This is a genomic window from Burkholderia sp. Bp9140 (assembly GCF_003853425.1).
GTDB lineage: Bacteria > Pseudomonadota > Gammaproteobacteria > Burkholderiales > Burkholderiaceae > Burkholderia.
Genome location: NZ_QTPQ01000013.1, coordinates 84,594 through 101,699, shown reverse-complemented (window position 1 = coordinate 101,699; position 17,106 = coordinate 84,594). Strand labels below are relative to the sequence as shown.

Genomic DNA, 17,106 nt, shown 5'->3' with positions numbered 1-17,106 from the left:
TGGCCGGTGTGCGCGGCCGGCGCATGCGGCGGCAATGTCGCGCCGATGCAACTTCACCGGCGTGCTGCCTTGCATTCCGGCCGCATCACGCGGCGGGCATCAAGCGGCGCCGACGAGCCGGTAGCCGACACCTGTTTCGGTGACGATGTGCTCGGGCTGCGCGGGATCGCGCTCGAGCTTCTGGCGCAGGTGCGCCATGTAGATGCGCAGGTAGTGATGGCTCTCGACGTGCGTCGGCCCCCACACGTCGCGCAGCAGCTGGCGATGCGTGAGCACGCGTCCCGCGTGCCGGACGAGCGTCGCGAGCAGCCGGTACTCGAGCGGCGTCAGGTGCACGATCTCGCCGTCTCGCCACACCTGGCGCAGCGCGAGATCGACGGTCACGCCGCCGAAGCTCACCTTCGGCGACTCGTTCGCGCCGCCCTGGTTGCGCCGGCGCAGTTGCGCGCGGATCCGCGCGCGCAGCTCGGACACGCCGAACGGCTTGGTCAGGTAGTCGTCGGCGCCCGCGTCGAGCGCGGCGACCTTCTCCTCTTCCTGCGTGCGCGCCGACAGCACGATCACCGGCACCTCGGACCAGCCGCGCAGCTCGCGGATCACGTCGAGGCCGTCGGTGTCGGGCAGGCCGAGGTCGACGATCACGAGATCGGGCTTGCGGGTCGCCGCGTCGATCAGCCCCTGCTTGCCCGTCTGAGCCTCGAACACGGCGATGTCCTCCTCCTCGAGCGCGGCGCGCACGAAACGGCGGATCTGTTTTTCGTCCTCGATCAGGACGACGGTCAGGCTCGGTTCACTCATGGTCTGGCAATGGCTCGGAGGGAGACGATGCGCCGGGCACGTCGATTTCGTCGTCGGGTACGACAGGCACGGCCGGCGGCGTGTCGACCGGCAGCGTGAACCAGAAGCGCGCACCCGTCACGCGGCCGTCGGGCCCGGTACGGTTGAGCGCGCCGATTCTACCGCCATGCGCCTCGACGATCGCGCGACAGATCGCGAGGCCGAGCCCGATGCCCGGCGTCGCCGATTCCTTCTCGCCGCGCGTGAACTTGTCGAAGATCCGCGTTTCCATCCCGGCCGGCAGGCCCGGGCCGTGGTCGTCGACGTGCACGCGCACGAACGGGTGTCCGTCGTCGGTCACGCGTTCCGCACCGATCTCGATCGACGTGTCGGCCGGCGTGTACTTCGCCGCATTCTCGAACAGGTTGGTGAACAGCCGCTCCATCAGCACCGCGTCCATCTGCAACAGCGGCAGGTCGGCCGGCAGCGACACGTGCGCGGGATGGCGCGCGAGCACGCGCTTGCACGCGGCGAGCGCGGCGCCGACGGTTTCCTCGAGCAGCGACCACTGGCGCTTGAGCTGCAGGCTGCCGGCCTGCAACCGCGCCATGTCGAGCAGGTTCGTGACGATGCCCGTCATCCGCAGCGCCTCGTCGTGGATCGCGTCGACGAGCTCGGCTTCGCGCTGCGCGGACCGTTCGGCCGCCGGTGTGGGCGGCGCGGCCGCGCGCGCGTTCGCGAGCATCGACGAAAAGCCGACGATCGTCGTGAGCGGCGTGCGCAGGTCGTGCGAGATTGCCGACAGCAGCGAGTTGCGCAGCCGCTCGGACTCCATGTTGACGAGCGCGTCGCGCGCGATCTCGACGTAGTGCACGCGCTCGAGCGCGAGCGCGATCTGCGCGGCGAACGCATCGAGCATGCGCAGTTGCTCGGGCACCTCGAGCTCGCGCGGATCGCGCGATGCCACCGCGAGCACGCCGCGCGTGCGCATCGGCGCCTTCAGCGGCAGGTACAGCGCGGCGGTCGCGGGCAGCGTGTCGGTACCGCGGCCGGCCGGCTTCTGCTGGTCGTACACCCACTGGCCGACGTCGCAGTCGAGATCGGCGCCCGTCAGCGTGACGACCGCGTCGGGCTCCTCGATCTTCTGCCGCACCTGATCCGCGCTGTCGGGCAGCAGGAACGCGACGCGCGCGCGGAACACCTCGCCCACGTGGCGGCTGCCGATCTCGACGATCTGCTCGGTCGTCAGCGCCGCGCCGAGTTCGCGCGCCATCGCGTAGATCGCGCCGGTGCGGCGCTCGCGGCGCTGCGCGATGCTTGCCTGGCGCGTGAGCGTCGACGTCAGGTGGCTGATCACGAGCGACGTGAGCAGCATCCCGAAGAAGGTCAGCAGGTATTGCGTGTCGCTGACCGAGAACGACATGCGCGGCGGCACGAAGAAGAAGTCGAACGCGGCGACCGACAGGAACGACTGCAGCACGCCCGGGCCGCGTCCGAGCCGCACGGCCGAGAACACGACGCCGAGCAGGTACAGCATCACGAGGTTCGTGAGGTCGAGCCGCGCGGACACGATGGTCGCGACACCGGTGATCGCCGCGCAGATCGCGGCCGCAAACAGGTAGTGACGCGGCGGCGAACGCCGCATGCCGAATTGCGCGAACGCATCGCGCCAGTCGCGTGCGCGCGCGTCGAGCGGCGCCGCGCGCACTTCGTCGCTCGCCGACGCGCGGAGCAGCATCAGGTCGACGTCGCCCGCGCGTTCGGCGAGCTTTTCGCCGAACGGCCGCGCGAAGCGGCGCGCGAGGCCGACCTTCGGCGAGCCGCCCGCGACGATCTTCGACACGTTGCGCACCTGCGCATAGCCGATCAGCGCGGCGACCGCGTCGTCGCCAGCGAGCGTCGCCGTCTCCGCGCCGAGCTCGGCCGCGAGCTTCAGCGCATCGAGCGTGCGCTGCCGCCGCGCGTCGGGCAGCCGCTGCAGCCGCGGCGTCTCGACGTACACGGCGATCCAGTCGGCCCTCACGCTCGCGGCGAGGCGCGCGGCCGCGCGCACCAGCGTCGGCGCCTCGGGGCCGGGCCCGATGCACACGAGCAGCCGCTCACGCGCCTGCCAGATGCGCTGGATCGAACGGTCGGCCCGGTACTCGCGCATCTGCGCGTCGACGCGGTCGGCCGTGCGGCGCAGCGCCAGTTCGCGCAGCGCGATCAGGTTGCCCTTGCGGAAGAAGTTGCGCACCGCGCGCTCGGCCTGCTGCGCGAGATACACCTTGCCGTCGCGCATCCGCTCGAGCAGCTCCTCGGCCGGCAGGTCGACCAGCGTGACCTCGTCGGCCGCGTCGAACACGCGGTCGGGCACGGTCTCCCACACGCGGATGCCGGTGATCGCGCCGACCACGTCGTTCAGGCTTTCGAGGTGCTGGACGTTGACGGTGGTGTACACGTCGATGCCCGCGTCGAGCAGTTCGTAGACGTCCTGCCAGCGCTTCAGGTGGCGCGCGCCCTGCACGTTCGAATGCGCGAGTTCGTCGACGAGGATCAGCTGCGGTGCACGCGCGAGCGCGCCGTCGAGATCGAATTCGGCAAGCGTGCGGCCGCGATACGCGAGGCGCGCGAGCGGCAGCACGTCGAGGCCGTCGAGCAGCGCGGCGGTTTCGCCGCGGCCGTGGGTCTCGACGATGCCGACGACGACGTCGACACCGTCCTGCCGGCGCTGGCGCGCGGCCTGCAGCATCGCGTAGGTCTTGCCGACGCCGGCGGACGCGCCGAAGAAGATCTTGAGCTGGCCGCGCCGCTGCTTTTCTTCGTCGCGCTGCAGCTTGTCGAGGAGTTGGTCGGGATCGGGGCGGTTCATGCGTGAGGAAGGCGAAGCGCCGGATTGCGCGCGAGTACAGGCATTGTTGTTCCAAATCGCCGCAAAAGGCAAAGACGGCGCATGCGCCGTCGGAAAAGTCTGCCCCGGCGCGCCGCAAGTCGCGCCGGGGCGTCCGGATCCGCGCTCAGTGCGCGGCCTGCGCCGCGTCGAGCGCGAGGTTCAGCTTCAGCACGTTCACGCGCGGCTCGCCGAGCACACCGAACTGGCGGCCCGTCGTGTTCGCGGCGACGAGCTGCGCCACCGCGTCCGCCGTCAGGTTGCGCGCCTTCGCGACACGCTCGACCTGATACGCGGCGGCGGCCGGCGTGATCTCCGGGTCGAGGCCGCTCGCCGACGCCGTCACGAGGTCGACGGGCACGGGCTGCGACATGTCGGTGCCCGCGTCGCGCAGCGCGGCGATGCGCGCCTTCACCTGGTCGGCGAGCGATGGATTCAGCGGACCGAGGTTCGAGCCGCCGGAGCCGCTCGCGTTGTACGGCATCGGCGACGTGGCCGACAGCCGGCCCCAGAAGTACTTCGGCGCGTCGAACGGCTGGCCGATCAGCGCGGAGCCGACCGCGCGGCCGTCCTTCTCGATCAGGCTGCCGTTCGCCTGCGACGGGAACACGGCCTGGCCGAACACGGTCATCACGGCCGGGTAAGCGAGCCCCGTCACGACGGTCAGTACGACAAAGATCACGGCGAGCGGGCGAATCAACGTTTTCATGAGGGTTCCTTCAGGTACGGCGCATCAGGCCCAGCCGAGCGCGGCGAGCGTCATGTCGATCAGCTTGATGAACGGGAACGGCAGCAGCACGCCGCCGAGGCCGTACACCAGCAGGTTGCGGCGCAAGAGCGACGCGGCGCCGAGCGGCCGGTAGGTGACGCCCTTCAGCGCGAGCGGGATCAGCGCGACGATGATCAGCGCGTTGAAGATCACCGCCGACAGGATCGCGGATGCGGGTGACGTCAAATGCATGATGTCGAGCACGCGCAGCTGCGGATACGTCGTCACGAACGCGGCCGGGATGATCGCGAAATACTTCGCGATGTCGTTCGCGATCGAGAACGTCGTCAGCGAGCCGCGCGTCATCAGCATCTGCTTGCCGATCTCGACGATCTCGATCAGCTTCGTCGGGTTCGAGTCGAGGTCGACCATGTTGCCGGCTTCCTTCGCCGCCTGCGTGCCGGTGTTCATCGCCACCGCCACGTCGGCCTGGGCGAGCGCCGGCGCGTCGTTGGTGCCGTCGCCCGTCATCGCGACGAGCCGGCCGGCCGCCTGGTGCTCGCGAATCGTCGCGAGCTTGGTTTCCGGCGTCGCTTCCGCGAGGAAGTCGTCGACGCCCGCTTCCGCCGCGATCGCCGCGGCCGTCAGCCGGTTGTCGCCCGTCACCATCACGGTCTTGATGCCCATCTTGCGCAATTCGGCGAAGCGCTCCTTGATGCCGCCCTTCACGATGTCCTTCAGTTCGATCACGCCCAGCACGCGCGCCACGCCGTCGTGCAGGTCGGCCACGACGAGCGGCGTGCTGCCGCGGCGCGCGACGTCGTCGACCGCGCGGCGCACTTCTTCCGGGAAGCGGCTGCCGTGGCTCTCGACGTAGCGGCGAATCGCGTCGGCGGCGCCCTTGCGGATCTCGCGACCGGGCACCCCGGAGGAAGTCCCGTTGGGGGATAGATCGACGCCGCTCATCCGCGTCTGCGCGGAAAAGCCGAGGAACGTCGCGTGCAGTTGCGCCATGTCGCGCTGGCGGATGTTGAAGCGTTCCTTCGCGAGCACGACGATGCTGCGCCCTTCCGGCGTTTCGTCGGCGAGCGACGACAGTTGCGCGGCGTCGGCCAGCGCTTCCTCGGTCACGCCCGGCGCCGGCACGAACATCGACGCCTGGCGATTGCCGAGCGTGATCGTGCCGGTCTTGTCGAGCAGCAGCACGTCGACGTCGCCGGCCGCTTCCACCGCGCGGCCCGACGTCGCGATCACGTTCGCCTGCATCATCCGGCTCATCCCGGCCACGCCGATCGCGGACAGCAGGCCGCCGATCGTCGTCGGGATCAGGCACACCAGCAGCGCGACGAGCACGGTGATCGTCACCACGTGGCCGGCCTTCATCGCTTCGACCGAGAACATCGAGAACGGCAGCAGCGTCGCGGTCGCGAGCAGCATCACGATCGTCAGCGCGACGAGCAGGATCGTCAGCGCGACCTCGTTCGGCGTCTTCTTGCGCTTCGCGCCTTCGACCATCGCGATCATCCGGTCGAGGAACGCCTCGCCGGGGTTCGCGGTGACCGTCACGACGATCCAGTCGGACAGCACGCGCGTGCCGCCCGTCACCGACGAGAAGTCGCCACCCGACTCGCGGATCACCGGTGCGGATTCGCCGGTGATCGCCGATTCGTCGACCGATGCGACACCTTCGACGACTTCGCCGTCGGCCGGGATCACGTCGCCGGCCTCGACCAGCACGACGTCGCCTTTGCGCAGGTCGGACGCGGTCGTGATGCGGATCGGCGACTTCGGATGCGGCTCGTTCAGCTTCTTCGCCATCACGTCCTTCTTCGCGCTGCGCAGCGACGCGGCCTGCGCCTTCGAGCGCCCTTCGGCGAGCGCCTCGGCGAAGTTCGCGAACAGCACGGTGAACCACAGCCACAGCGCGATCGCGAGGATGAAGCCTGCCGGCGCCTCGGCCTGGCCGGCGAGCGCCGCGATCCACAGGATCGTGGTCAGGATGCTGCCGACGTACACGCAGAACATCACCGGGTTGCGGAACTGCGTGCGCGGCGTGAGTTTCTTGAACGAATCCACGATCGCCGGACGCAGCAGCGCCGGATCGAACATGGACCGTGTTGCGGAATGTTGAGTCATTGCGATCTCTTCAAGCTCTTCAGTCTTTTCAATGTGTCGCCATGCGGGCGCGCGTCACGCGCCCAGCCACATCATCAGGTGCTCGACGCCCGGGCCGAGCGCGAGCGCCGGCACATAGGTCAGCGCGCCCACCAGCAGCACGGTGCCGAGCAGCAGCACGACGAACAGCGGACCGTGCGTCGGCAGCGTGCCGCTCGTCACCGCGATGCGCTTCTTCGCGGCGAGCGAGCCGGCGATCGCCAGCACCGGCACGATCGTGCCGAAGCGGCCGAACCACATCGCGATCGCGGTCATCCAGTTGTAGAACGGCGTGCCGACCGTGAGGCCCGCGAACGCGCTGCCGTTGTTGTTCGCGGCCGAGCTGAACGCGTACAGGATTTCCGAGAAGCCGTGCGGGCCCGGGTTCGCGATGCCGGCCTTGCCCGCGTCCGCCAGCACCGCGATCGACGTGCCGAGCAGCACCAGCAGCGGCGTGAGCAGCACGACGATCGACACCATCTTCATCTCGTACGACTCGATCTTCTTGCCGACGTATTCGGGCGTGCGGCCGATCATCAGGCCGGCGACGAACACCGCGAGCAGCGCGAACACGAGCATCCCGTAGAGGCCGGAGCCGACACCGCCGTAGACCACCTCGCCGAGCTGCATCAGCAGCATCGGCACGAGGCCGCCGAGCGGGGTCAGCGAATCGTGCATCGTGTCGACCGCGCCGCACGACGCGGCCGTCGTCGCGACCGTGAAGATGCCGGTCTGCGCGATCCCGAAGCGCGTTTCCTTGCCTTCCATGTTGCCGCCCGGCTGCAGCGCGTTCGTCGACTGGTCGACGTGTAGCGCCGCGAGCGTCGGGTTGCCGGCCTGCTCGGCACTCACCTCGACGCCGATCGCGAGCACGAACGCGACCGTCATCGCCGCGAGCACGGCGATTCCCTGCCGGCGGTCGCCGATCACGCGGCCGAACACCAGGCACAGCGCGGCCGGGATGATCAGGATCGAGAAGATCTGCAGGAAGTTCGCGAACGGTGTCGGGTTTTCGTACGGGTGCGCGGAGTTCGCGTTGAAGAAGCCGCCGCCGTTGGTGCCGAGCATCTTGATCGCTTCCTGCGACGCGACCGGGCCCATCGCGAGCGTCTGCTTCGTGAGCGCGGTCGGCACCGTGACCGGGTTGCCCTTGTCGTCCTTGACCGGGCTGCCCTGCGCGTCGAGCTTCGGCGCGGCGTAGGTGCTCGTCTGCAGCACCGGCACGTCCTGGTACGCCTTCATGTTCTGGATCACGCCCTGGCTCATCAGCAGCGCGGCGATGATCGCGGCCATCGGCACGAGCACGTACAACGTCACGCGCGTGAGATCGACCCAGAAGTTGCCGATCGTCTGCGCGGTGTGACGCGCGAAGCCGCGGATCAGCGCGATCACGACGACGATGCCGGTCGCGGCCGACAGGAAGTTCTGCACGGTCAGGCCGAGCATCTGCGTCAGGTAGCTGACCGTCTGCTCGGGTGCGTAGTCCTGCCAGTTCGTGTTGGTGACGAAGCTGACGGCCGTGTTGAACGCACCGTCGGCCGTCATCGCGCCGAATTGCTGCGGGTTGCCGGGCAGGAAGCCCTGCAGGCGCAGCAGGCCGTAGAGGAACAGCGCGCCGAGCGCGTTGAACGCGATCGTCGCAAGCGCGTACTGCTTCCAGTTCATCTCGCTGCCGGCGTCGACGCCGGCGATGCGGTACAGCGCGCGCTCGAGCGGCCCGAACACGCGCACGACGCGCGAGCTGCCGTCCATCACGGCGCCCAGGTAGCGCGCAACCGGTACCGCCGCCGCCAGCAGGACGACGATGAAGAGCAGCACCTGAAAGAAATTGTTCGCGTTCATTCGATGTCCTCCGCGCGCAGCAGCGCAAAGACGAGATACGCGAACAGCAGGGCCGTCGAGGCGCCCGCCAGCCAAAGCATCCAGGTCATGCCCGCCCCCCGCGACCGTATTGCGCGAGCTTCTCGCAACCGGCAAGCAAACCGAGGATCAGCGCTGTGAACAGCACCAGTGCGCCGATGAAAACCCCATCCATTTTTGTGTTCTCCGTCGTCGAAATCGGACGACTAGAACCTTATGGGAACGCACGTAAAGGACGGGTCAAAGGTGATCGGGACGGTATAAAAAACGCGTAAACGCGTGCGGCAGGGAACGGCAGGCGGGACGGGAGACAGGACGGGCGACGGCCGGCGCCGCCCGCAAGGGCGCGTGCCGGCGTGGTGCCGGCACGAAGGGAATGCGTCAGGGAACGAGGATCGTCGAGCCGGTCGTCCTGCGCGACTCGAGGTCCGCATGCGCGCGGCCGACTTCCGCGAGCGGATAGCGCTGGTTGATGCTCGTCTTCACCTTGCCCGACAGGATCACGTCGAACAGCTCGGCGGCCGCGGATTCGAGATCGGCGCGCTTCGCGATGTACGAGAACAGCGTCGGGCGCGTGAAGAACAGCGAGCCGCGCGACGAGAACTCCTTCGAGTCGATCGGCGGCAGCGGGCCCGACGCACTGCCGAAGCTGACGAAGTAGCCGAGCGGCGCGAGGCAGTCCAGCGAACCGATGTAGGTGTCCTTGCCGATCGAATCGTAGACGACCGGCACGCCCGCGCCGTTCGTGATCTCCTTCACGCGCTGCGAGAAGTTCTCGCGCGTATAGACGACCGGATGATCGCAGCCGTGCGCCTTCGCGAGCGCGGCCTTCTCGTCGGATCCGACCGTCCCGATCACGGTCGCGCCGAGCGCCTTCGCCCACTGGCACACGAGCAGCCCGACGCCGCCGGCCGCCGCGTGGATCAGGATCGTGTCGCCGGCCTTCACCGGGTACGTGCGGCGCAGCAGGTAGTGCGCGGTCAGCCCCTGCAGCATCACCGATGCCGCGTCGTCGTAGCTGATCCCGTCAGGCAGCTTCACGAGCCGCTCGGCCGGCATCACGCGCTCCTGCGCATACGCACCCGGCGGCTGCCCGACATAGGCGACGCGGTCGCCGACCTCGAGCGCGGTCACGCCGTCGCCGACGGCCGTCACCTCGCCCGCCGCCTCCATCCCGAGGCCGCCGGGCAGCGGCTGCGGATAGAGGCCCGTGCGGAAATACACGTCGATGTAGTTGAGCCCGACCGCGTGCTGGCGAATGCGGACTTCGCCCGCCTTCGGCTCGCCGACCTCGACATCGACCCACTTCATCACGTCCGGGCCGCCCGGCTGGTCGTATCGGATTGCTTTCGGCATCGTTTCGCTCCTCGTTTCTGAATCGGTCAGGGGGATATTCGGGTCGCCGACGCGCCGGCCGACGCCGACCGGTGCAGGCGGGCGCCGGCGGCCGATGCGCGTCACGACGCCCGATTCTCGCGCGTCGCCGCCGGGCGTGCATGGCCCTGCCGGCAGCAGGGGCAATCGGGCCGGCGCCGCCTAGCAGACGTCCTGCATGTTCCGCGCCAGATCGTCGAGCAGCATTCGCGCGGTCGCGACGTTGGTCGCGACCGGCACGTCGTGCACGTCGCACGCGCGCACCAGTGCGGTGATGTCCGGATCGTGCGGCTGCGCGGTCATCGGGTCGCGCAGGAACACGACGACGTCGACACGGCCGTCGGCCAGTTCCGCCCCGATCTGCAGGTCGCCGCCGAGCGGCCCCGACAGCTTGCGCTCGACCTCGAGCCCGTGCGCGGCGGCGATGCGGCCGCCCGTCGTGCCCGTCGCGACCAGCCGGCATTGCGCAAGCGTCTCGCGGTACTGGCCCGCGAGCGCGACGATCTCGTCCTTCTTCGCGTCGTGCGCGATCAATGCGATGCGGGGTTTGCTCATCTCCGGTTCCTTCGTCGTTCAGTGGTTGTCGTCGTTGAATGGCGGTGCGCGCGTCAGAACGTGCCCGGATACGCGCCGCCGTCGAGCAGCCAGTTCTGCCCGGTGATATAGCCGGCATGCACGCTGCAGAGGAACGCGCACGCCGCGCCGAATTCGGCACGCGTGCCGAGGCGCCCGGCCGGGATCTCCTTCGTGCGCCGCGCGCGCAGCTCGTCGACCGTCACGCCCTGCGCCTTCGCCGATGCGGCGAGCGTCGTCGCGATCCGGTCGGTGTCGAACAGCCCCGGCAGCAGGTTGTTGATCGTCACGCCCTGCCCCGCGACCTTGCGCGACAGCCCCGCGACGAAGCCGGTCAGCCCCGAGCGCGCGCCATTCGACAGCGCGAGCACGTCGATCGGCGCCTTCACGGCCGAACTCGTGATGTTGACGATCCGGCCGAAGCCGCGGCCGATCATCCCGTCGAGCGTCGCGCGGATCAGCTCGATCGGCGTCAGCATGTTCGACTCGAGCGCGCGGATCCAGTCGTCGTGCGAGAAATCGCGGAAGTCGCCGGGCGGCGGGCCGCCGGCATTCGTCACGAGAATGTCGGGCTGCGGGCAGGCGGCGAGCGCGGCCGCGCGCCCGTCGGGCGTCGTGATGTCGCAGGCGACCGCGGTGATCGATACGTTCGACTCGGCGCGGATCTCCTCCGCGGTTTCCTCCAGCGTGTCGCGCGTGCGGGCGACGATCACGAGATTCACGCCCTCGGCGGCCAGCGCTTCCGCGCAGCCGCGCCCGAGCCCCTTGCTCGCCGCGCACACGAGCGCGGTCTTTCCTGCGATGCCGAGATCCATCGTCGATTCCTTGGTGGCGCGCGCGCCGGCGCGGCCCGGCCGAGTCGCCGGACCGGCGAACGGTCGCGAACGGACAGGCAAACACGACGCGCGGATTGTCGTGAGACGTCGATAATATCCGGATCGCGCGGCGCGCCTTGGTAAAATTGCGGCCATAAGCGGCGGCCGGCTTGGCGCCATCGCCGCGTCCGATCCCCTTTTGCCGCCAAGGCGCCCCCGTCATGAAACAGGACAGCCGTTTCCCGAATCTCTTCATCACCGATCACCCGCTGATCCAGCACAAGCTCACGCACATGCGCGACAAGGACACGTCGACGCGCACCTTCCGCGAACTGCTGCGCGAGATCACGCTGCTGATGGGCTATGAGATCACCCGCAACCTGCCGATCACGACCAAGCGGGTCGAAACCCCGCTGGTGGCGGTCGACGCACCGGTGATCGCGGGCAAGAAGCTCGCGATCGTGCCCGTGCTGCGTGCCGGCATCGGGATGTCGGACGGCCTGCTCGACCTGGTCCCGTCCGCGCGGGTCGGCCACATTGGCGTGTACCGCGCCGAAGATCACCGCCCGGTCGAATACCTGGTGCGCCTGCCCGATCTCGAGGATCGCATCTTCATCCTGTGCGACCCGATGGTCGCGACCGGCTACTCGGCCGTGCACGCGGTCGACGTGCTCAAGCGCCGCAACGTGCCGGCCGCGAACATCACGTTCGTCGCGCTGGTCGCCGCGCCCGAGGGCGTGCAGGTATTCCAGGACGCGCATCCGGACGTGAAGCTGTTCGTCGCGTCGCTCGACTCGCACCTGAACGAGCACGCGTACATCGTGCCGGGCCTCGGCGACGCGGGCGACCGCCTGTTCGGCACCAAGAACTGACGCGCCGCGACGGCCGCACCGGCCGTTCGGCCATGCGCGGCGGCCCCGAAGCGACGGTCGCCGCGTGATAAAATCACGTTCCACTCGACACGCGCGGCCCCGCGGCATCACGCCCGCCGGAACGGCCGCCGATTCAACGACACATTGGCACAATCGCCCGCGCAGCGCGCCCGGGCACGGAGAAAGGTATGGCTGGTCATTCGAAATGGGCCAACATCAAGCATAAGAAGGCAGCGGCCGACGCGAAGCGCGGCAAGATCTGGACCCGCCTGATCAAGGAAATCCAGGTCGCGGCGCGCCTCGGCGGCGGCGACGCGAACTCGAACCCGCGCCTGCGTCTCGCGGTCGACAAGGCGGCCGACGCGAACATGCCGAAGGACAACGTCAAGCGCGCGATCGACCGCGGCGTCGGCGGCGCGGACGGCGCGAACTACGAGGAAATCCGTTACGAAGGCTATGGCATCAGCGGCGCGGCGATCATCGTCGACACGCTGACCGACAACCGCACCCGCACGGTCGCGGAAGTCCGTCACGCATTCTCGAAGTTCGGCGGCAACATGGGCACCGACGGTTCGGTCGCGTTCATGTTCGATCACGTCGGCCAGTTCCTGTTCGCGCCCGGCACGTCGGAAGACGCGCTGATGGAAGCGGCGCTGGAAGCCGGCGCGGACGACGTCAGCACGAACGACGACGGCTCGATCGAGGTGCTGTGCGACTGGCAGGCGTTCTCGGCGGTGAAGGACGCGCTCGAAGCCGCGGGCTTCAAGGCCGAACTCGCCGAAGTGACGATGAAGCCGCAGAACGAAGTCGAATTCACCGGCGACGATGCGGCGAAGATGCAGAAGCTCCTGGACGCGCTCGAGAACCTCGACGACGTGCAGGAGGTGTATACGAACGCCGTCATTGTCGAGGAATGACATGCCGGCCGCCGTGCGCATCGTCGCGGCGGCGGCCCGACCGATTTCGCGGCCGGCGCGCCTGAGCGTGCCGGCCGCCCTGTTTTCTAGTCTGCGGGGAATCCCATGAAATTACTCGTCGTCGGTTCCGGCGGTCGCGAACATGCGCTCGCGTGGAAGCTCGCGCAGTCGCCGCGCGTCCAGATGGTCTACGTCGCGCCCGGCAATGGCGGCACGGCGCAGGACGAGCGTCTGAAAAACGTCGACATCACGGCGCTCGACGAACTCGCCGATTTCGCGGAACGCGAAGGCGTCGCGTTCACGCTCGTCGGGCCGGAAGCGCCGCTCGCGGCCGGCATCGTCAACCTGTTCCGCGCACGCGGCCTGAAGGTGTTCGGCCCGACTCGCGAAGCCGCGCAGCTCGAAAGCTCGAAGGATTTCGCGAAGGCGTTCATGAAGCGCCACGGCATTCCGACCGCCGAGTACGAAACCTTCTCCGACGTGGCTGCCGCGCACGCTTACATCGACGCGAAGGGTGCGCCGATCGTCGTGAAGGCCGACGGCCTCGCGGCCGGCAAGGGCGTCGTCGTCGCGATGACGCTGGAAGAAGCGCATGCCGCGGTCGACATGATGCTGTCGGGCAACAAGCTGGGAGACGCCGGCGCGCGCGTCGTGATCGAGGAATTCCTCGACGGCGAGGAAGCGAGCTTCATCGTGATGGTCGACGGCAAGCACGCGCTGGCGCTGGCGTCGAGCCAGGACCACAAGCGCCTGCTCGACGAGGACCGCGGCCCGAACACGGGCGGCATGGGCGCCTATTCGCCCGCGCCGATCGTCACGCCGCAGATGCACGCACGCGTGATGCGCGAGATCATCATGCCGACGGTACGCGGGATGGAGAAGGACGGCATCCGCTTCACGGGCTTCCTGTATGCGGGCCTGATGATCGACAAGGAAGGCAATCCGCGCACGCTCGAGTTCAACTGCCGGATGGGCGACCCCGAGACGCAGCCGATCATGGCGCGCCTGAAGAGCGATTTCTCGAAGGTCGTCGAACAGGCGATCGCGGGCACGCTCGACACGGTCGAGCTCGACTGGGACCGCCGCACCGCGCTCGGCGTCGTGCTGGCCGCGCACGGCTATCCGGACGCGCCGCGCAAGGGCGACCGCATCAATGGGATCCCGGCCGAGACCGAACAGGCCATGACGTTCCATGCGGGCACGACGCTCGCCGAAGGCGACAAGCTCGTCACGTCGGGCGGCCGCGTGCTGTGCGTGGTCGGCCTCGCCGATTCGGTGCGCGAAGCGCAGCAGCATGCATACGAGACGATCAACCAGATCAATTTCGAAGGCATGCAGTACCGCCGCGACATCGGCTTCCGCGCGCTGAGCCGCAAGAGCGCGTGACGCCCTGAGCGCCGCCCTGCCCGCGCGGGCGCAGCGCGCGGGGCCTGTTCCTGCTGCCGGGGTTCGATAGAATGCCCGGCAGATGCCTATTTCAAGGCCCCCGCTTCGTGCGGGGGCACCCAGTCCAGACATGACCGATTCGACCTACGACGTGGCGCGCGTGCGCACGTACCTCCAGGGCCTGCAGACACGCATCGCCGACGCGCTCGGCGCGCTCGACGGCACGCCGCTTGCGACCGACGCATGGCAGCGCGGGCCTGAAGAGCGCCTGCGCGGCGGCGGCTGCACGCGGATTCTCGAAGGCGGCCGCGTGTTCGAGCGCGCGGGGATCGGTTTTTCCGACGTCGCGGGCGACGCGCTGCCGCCGTCGGCGAGCGCCGCGCGCCCGCAGCTGGCCGGCCGCGGCTTCGAGGCGCTCGGCGTGTCGCTCGTGCTGCACCCGCGCAACCCGTACTGTCCGACCGTGCACATGAACGTGCGGATGCTGATCGCGACGAAGCCGGGCGAGGCGCCGATCTTCTGGTTCGGCGGCGGGATGGATCTGACACCGTTTTATCCGTTCGAGGACGACGCGCGGCATTTCCACCAGACCTGCAAGGACGCGCTCGCCCCGTTCGGCGCCGAGCTCTACCCGCGTTTCAAGACGTGGTGCGACGAGTATTTCTTCCTGAAGCACCGCAACGAGACGCGCGGGATCGGCGGGATCTTCTTCGACGATTTCGCCGAACCCGGATTCGAACGCTCGTTTGAGATGATGCAGAGCGTCGGCGACGCGTTCCTGAACGCGTACCTGCCGATCGTCGAGCGCCGTGCCGAGCTGCCGTACGGCGAGCGCGAGCGCGAGTTCCAGGCTTACCGGCGCGGCCGCTACGTCGAATTCAACCTGGTGTTCGACCGCGGCACGCTGTTCGGCCTGCAAAGCGGCGGCCGGACCGAATCGATCCTGATGTCGATGCCGCCGGTCGCGAACTGGCGCTACAACTGGCAGCCCGAGCCGGGCTCGCCGGAGGCACGCCTGAGCGACTTCCTCGTGCCGCGCGACTGGGTCTGACCCGCCGCGCACCACCGCCCCAAGAACAGGACACGTTTTTCTGGACACCATCGCCCGCCCCACCCCGCAGCCGCGCCCGCCGTTACGTCGCATCGGCCTGCTGGGCGGCACGTTCGACCCGATCCACGACGGCCACCTCGCGCTCGCGCGCCGGTTCGCCGAGGTGCTCGGCCTGACCGAGCTCGCGCTGCTGCCCGCCGGGCAGCCGTACCAGAAGCGCGATGTGTCGGCCGCCGAGCATCGGCTCGCGATGACGCGCGCCGCTGCCGGCTCGCTGTCGCTGCCCGGCGTGACGGTCACCGTCGCGACCGACGAGATCGAGCACGCGGGGCCGACCTATACGGTCGAGACGCTCGCGCGCTGGCGCGAGCGGATCGGCCCCGATGCGTCGCTGTCGCTGCTGATCGGCGCCGACCAGCTGGTGCGGCTCGACACCTGGCGCGACTGGCGCAAGCTGTTCGACCATGCGCACATCTGTGCGTCGACGCGCCCGGGCTTCGACCTCGGCGCGGCGCCGCCGGACGTCGCGCAGGAAATCGCGCGGCGGCAGGCCGGCGCCGACGTGCTGAAGGCGACGCCGGCCGGCCGCCTGCTGATCGACACGACGCTGGCGTTCGATATCGCCGCAACCGACATCCGTGCGCACCTGCGCGAATGCATCGCGCGTCACGCGCAAATGCCCGATGCGTCGGCCGAGCATGTGCCGGCCGCCGTCTGGGCCTATATTCTTCAACACCGTCTCTACCATTCCTGATTCCATGGATATCCGCAAACTGCAGCGCGTGATCGTCGACGCTCTCGAAGACATCAAGGCGCAAGACATCAAGGTGTTCAACACCAGCCACCTGACCGAACTGTTCGACCGCGTGATCGTCGCGTCCGGCACGTCGAACCGCCAGACCAAGGCGCTCGCGTCGAGCGTGCGCGACAAGGTCAAGGAAGCCGGCGGCGACATCGTCAGCTCCGAGGGCGAAGACACCGGCGAATGGGTGCTGGTCGACTGCGGCGACGCAATCGTGCACATCCTGCAACCGGCGCTGCGCCAGTACTACAACCTCGAGGAGATCTGGGGCGACAAGCCCGTGCGGATGAAGCTCGGCGGCAGCAAGGGCCCGAACGGTTTCGCGACGGCCAGCGAGGACGAGGACGACGAGGAAGAAGCGCCCGCACGCCCGGCTCCGGCGCGCAAGACGGCCGCCCGCCGCCGCTGAGTCGCGGCGAGTCGTCCCGATGAAGCTTTTCATCCTCGCGGTCGGCCACAAGATGCCTGGCTGGATCGCGTCCGGCTTCGACGAATACACGAAGCGGATGCCGCCGGAACTGCGCATCGAACTGCGCGAGATCAAGCCCGAACTGCGTTCGGGCGGCCGCAGCGCGGAAAGCGTGATGGCGGCCGAGCGGCAGAAGATCGAGGCCGCGCTGCCGAAGGGCGCGCGCATCGTCGCGCTCGACGAGCGCGGCCGCGACTGGACCACGATGCAGCTCGCGCAGGCGCTGCCGGGCTGGCAGCAGGACGGCCGTGACGTCGCGTTCGTGATCGGCGGCGCCGACGGGCTCGATCCGGAACTCAAGGCGCGCGCCGACCTGCTGCTGCGCATCTCGAGCATGACGCTGCCGCACGGGATGGTGCGCGTGCTGCTTGCCGAACAGCTTTACCGGGCGTGGAGCATCACGCAGAATCATCCCTATCACCGCGCATGACGTGTCGTCCTCGGGACGCGCGCCGCGCGCGCTCAACGAGATAACGAC

Annotated in this window: 16 protein-coding genes; 7 read left to right on the top strand and 9 right to left on the bottom strand. The window is 68.9% G+C overall.

The genetic code is table 11. The annotated features are described in order from the left end of the window. Nucleotides 1-99 precede the first annotated feature (99 nt). The 9 genes from kdpE to DIE21_RS13215 all read right to left on the bottom strand — a co-directional run bounded on the left by kdpE (nucleotide 100) and on the right by DIE21_RS13215 (nucleotide 11,131). Complete coding sequence (gene kdpE / locus DIE21_RS13255; protein WP_124498139.1) at nucleotides 100-798, bottom strand: two-component system response regulator KdpE; 699 nt, start codon at nucleotides 796-798, stop codon at nucleotides 100-102. Further along, complete coding sequence (locus tag DIE21_RS13250) at nucleotides 791-3,628, bottom strand: sensor histidine kinase KdpD (RefSeq protein ID WP_124498138.1); 2,838 nt, start codon at nucleotides 3,626-3,628, stop codon at nucleotides 791-793. The genes kdpE and DIE21_RS13250 overlap by 8 nt, the downstream gene beginning before the upstream one ends. A gap of 145 nt (nucleotides 3,629-3,773) precedes the next feature. Then, nucleotides 3,774-4,355: a potassium-transporting ATPase subunit KdpC gene (gene kdpC / locus DIE21_RS13245; protein ID WP_124498137.1), complete on the bottom strand. Its 582-nt coding sequence runs from the start codon at nucleotides 4,353-4,355 to the stop codon at nucleotides 3,774-3,776. Between the two features lie 24 nt (nucleotides 4,356-4,379). Continuing rightward, nucleotides 4,380-6,491 carry a potassium-transporting ATPase subunit KdpB gene (kdpB, locus tag DIE21_RS13240; RefSeq protein ID WP_124498136.1) on the bottom strand — a complete coding sequence of 704 codons (2,112 nt, stop codon included), beginning with the start codon at nucleotides 6,489-6,491 and terminating at the stop codon, nucleotides 4,380-4,382. Nucleotides 6,492-6,545: 54 nt separating this feature from the next. Beyond that, nucleotides 6,546-8,351 (bottom strand): potassium-transporting ATPase subunit KdpA, encoded by a 1,806-nt coding sequence (gene kdpA / locus DIE21_RS13235; RefSeq protein ID WP_124498135.1) that lies wholly within the window; start codon nucleotides 8,349-8,351, stop codon nucleotides 6,546-6,548. Then, complete coding sequence (gene kdpF / locus DIE21_RS13230) at nucleotides 8,348-8,440, bottom strand: K(+)-transporting ATPase subunit F (RefSeq protein ID WP_006752209.1); 93 nt, start codon at nucleotides 8,438-8,440, stop codon at nucleotides 8,348-8,350. Before kdpF ends, kdpA begins: the two co-directional genes overlap by 4 nt. A gap of 310 nt (nucleotides 8,441-8,750) precedes the next feature. Beyond that, nucleotides 8,751-9,725, bottom strand: coding sequence for a quinone oxidoreductase (locus DIE21_RS13225; protein ID WP_124498134.1), 975 nt, complete (start codon nucleotides 9,723-9,725; stop codon nucleotides 8,751-8,753). A gap of 180 nt (nucleotides 9,726-9,905) precedes the next feature. Next, a complete protein-coding gene (locus tag DIE21_RS13220; protein WP_027785024.1) occupies nucleotides 9,906-10,298 on the bottom strand; it encodes a methylglyoxal synthase in 393 nt (130 codons plus the stop codon). A 53-nt stretch (nucleotides 10,299-10,351) separates the two neighbouring features. Then, nucleotides 10,352-11,131 carry an SDR family oxidoreductase gene (locus tag DIE21_RS13215; protein WP_124498133.1) on the bottom strand — a complete coding sequence of 260 codons (780 nt, stop codon included), beginning with the start codon at nucleotides 11,129-11,131 and terminating at the stop codon, nucleotides 10,352-10,354. Nucleotides 11,132-11,352: 221 nt separating this feature from the next. On the opposite strand from DIE21_RS13215, the gene upp reads away from it, so the two are divergent. The 7 genes from upp to rlmH all read left to right on the top strand — a co-directional run bounded on the left by upp (nucleotide 11,353) and on the right by rlmH (nucleotide 17,058). Continuing rightward, nucleotides 11,353-12,003, top strand: coding sequence for a uracil phosphoribosyltransferase (gene upp / locus DIE21_RS13210; RefSeq protein WP_011657517.1), 651 nt, complete (start codon nucleotides 11,353-11,355; stop codon nucleotides 12,001-12,003). Nucleotides 12,004-12,191: 188 nt separating this feature from the next. Beyond that, nucleotides 12,192-12,920 carry a YebC/PmpR family DNA-binding transcriptional regulator gene (locus tag DIE21_RS13205; RefSeq protein ID WP_006752214.1) on the top strand — a complete coding sequence of 243 codons (729 nt, stop codon included), beginning with the start codon at nucleotides 12,192-12,194 and terminating at the stop codon, nucleotides 12,918-12,920. Between the two features lie 105 nt (nucleotides 12,921-13,025). Continuing rightward, entirely contained in the window at nucleotides 13,026-14,306 is a 1,281-nt protein-coding gene (purD, locus tag DIE21_RS13200; RefSeq protein WP_124498132.1) for a phosphoribosylamine--glycine ligase, read from the top strand. 130 nt (nucleotides 14,307-14,436) lie between these two features. Next, a complete protein-coding gene (hemF, locus tag DIE21_RS13195) occupies nucleotides 14,437-15,357 on the top strand; it encodes an oxygen-dependent coproporphyrinogen oxidase (protein ID WP_124498131.1) in 921 nt (306 codons plus the stop codon). A 40-nt stretch (nucleotides 15,358-15,397) separates the two neighbouring features. Continuing rightward, nucleotides 15,398-16,111: a nicotinate-nucleotide adenylyltransferase gene (locus tag DIE21_RS13190; RefSeq protein WP_124498130.1), complete on the top strand. Its 714-nt coding sequence runs from the start codon at nucleotides 15,398-15,400 to the stop codon at nucleotides 16,109-16,111. 4 nt (nucleotides 16,112-16,115) lie between these two features. Then, a complete protein-coding gene (gene rsfS / locus DIE21_RS13185) occupies nucleotides 16,116-16,568 on the top strand; it encodes a ribosome silencing factor (RefSeq protein ID WP_124498129.1) in 453 nt (150 codons plus the stop codon). Between the two features lie 19 nt (nucleotides 16,569-16,587). Next, a complete protein-coding gene (gene rlmH / locus DIE21_RS13180) occupies nucleotides 16,588-17,058 on the top strand; it encodes a 23S rRNA (pseudouridine(1915)-N(3))-methyltransferase RlmH (protein ID WP_044844705.1) in 471 nt (156 codons plus the stop codon). Nucleotides 17,059-17,106 lie beyond the last annotated feature (48 nt).

Excerpts from the sequence above, each read along its gene's own strand:
- kdpC (WP_124498137.1), bottom strand. The coding sequence starts at position 4,355 with ATGAAAACGTTGATTCGCCCGCTCGCCGTGATCTTTGTCGTACTGACC.
- hemF (WP_124498131.1), top strand. The coding sequence starts at position 14,437 with ATGACCGATTCGACCTACGACGTGGCGCGCGTGCGCACGTACCTCCAG.
- kdpB (WP_124498136.1), bottom strand. The coding sequence starts at position 6,491 with ATGACTCAACATTCCGCAACACGGTCCATGTTCGATCCGGCGCTGCTG.
- rlmH (WP_044844705.1), top strand. The coding sequence starts at position 16,588 with ATGAAGCTTTTCATCCTCGCGGTCGGCCACAAGATGCCTGGCTGGATC.
- rsfS (WP_124498129.1), top strand. The coding sequence starts at position 16,116 with ATGGATATCCGCAAACTGCAGCGCGTGATCGTCGACGCTCTCGAAGAC.
- kdpE (WP_124498139.1), bottom strand. The coding sequence starts at position 798 with ATGAGTGAACCGAGCCTGACCGTCGTCCTGATCGAGGACGAAAAACAG.
- DIE21_RS13250 (WP_124498138.1), bottom strand. The coding sequence starts at position 3,628 with ATGAACCGCCCCGATCCCGACCAACTCCTCGACAAGCTGCAGCGCGAC.
- DIE21_RS13205 (WP_006752214.1), top strand. The coding sequence starts at position 12,192 with ATGGCTGGTCATTCGAAATGGGCCAACATCAAGCATAAGAAGGCAGCG.
- purD (WP_124498132.1), top strand. The coding sequence starts at position 13,026 with ATGAAATTACTCGTCGTCGGTTCCGGCGGTCGCGAACATGCGCTCGCG.
- DIE21_RS13215 (WP_124498133.1), bottom strand. The coding sequence starts at position 11,131 with ATGGATCTCGGCATCGCAGGAAAGACCGCGCTCGTGTGCGCGGCGAGC.
- kdpF (WP_006752209.1), bottom strand. The coding sequence starts at position 8,440 with ATGACCTGGATGCTTTGGCTGGCGGGCGCCTCGACGGCCCTGCTGTTC.
- upp (WP_011657517.1), top strand. The coding sequence starts at position 11,353 with ATGAAACAGGACAGCCGTTTCCCGAATCTCTTCATCACCGATCACCCG.
- kdpA (WP_124498135.1), bottom strand. The coding sequence starts at position 8,351 with ATGAACGCGAACAATTTCTTTCAGGTGCTGCTCTTCATCGTCGTCCTG.
- DIE21_RS13225 (WP_124498134.1), bottom strand. The coding sequence starts at position 9,725 with ATGCCGAAAGCAATCCGATACGACCAGCCGGGCGGCCCGGACGTGATG.
- DIE21_RS13220 (WP_027785024.1), bottom strand. The coding sequence starts at position 10,298 with ATGAGCAAACCCCGCATCGCATTGATCGCGCACGACGCGAAGAAGGAC.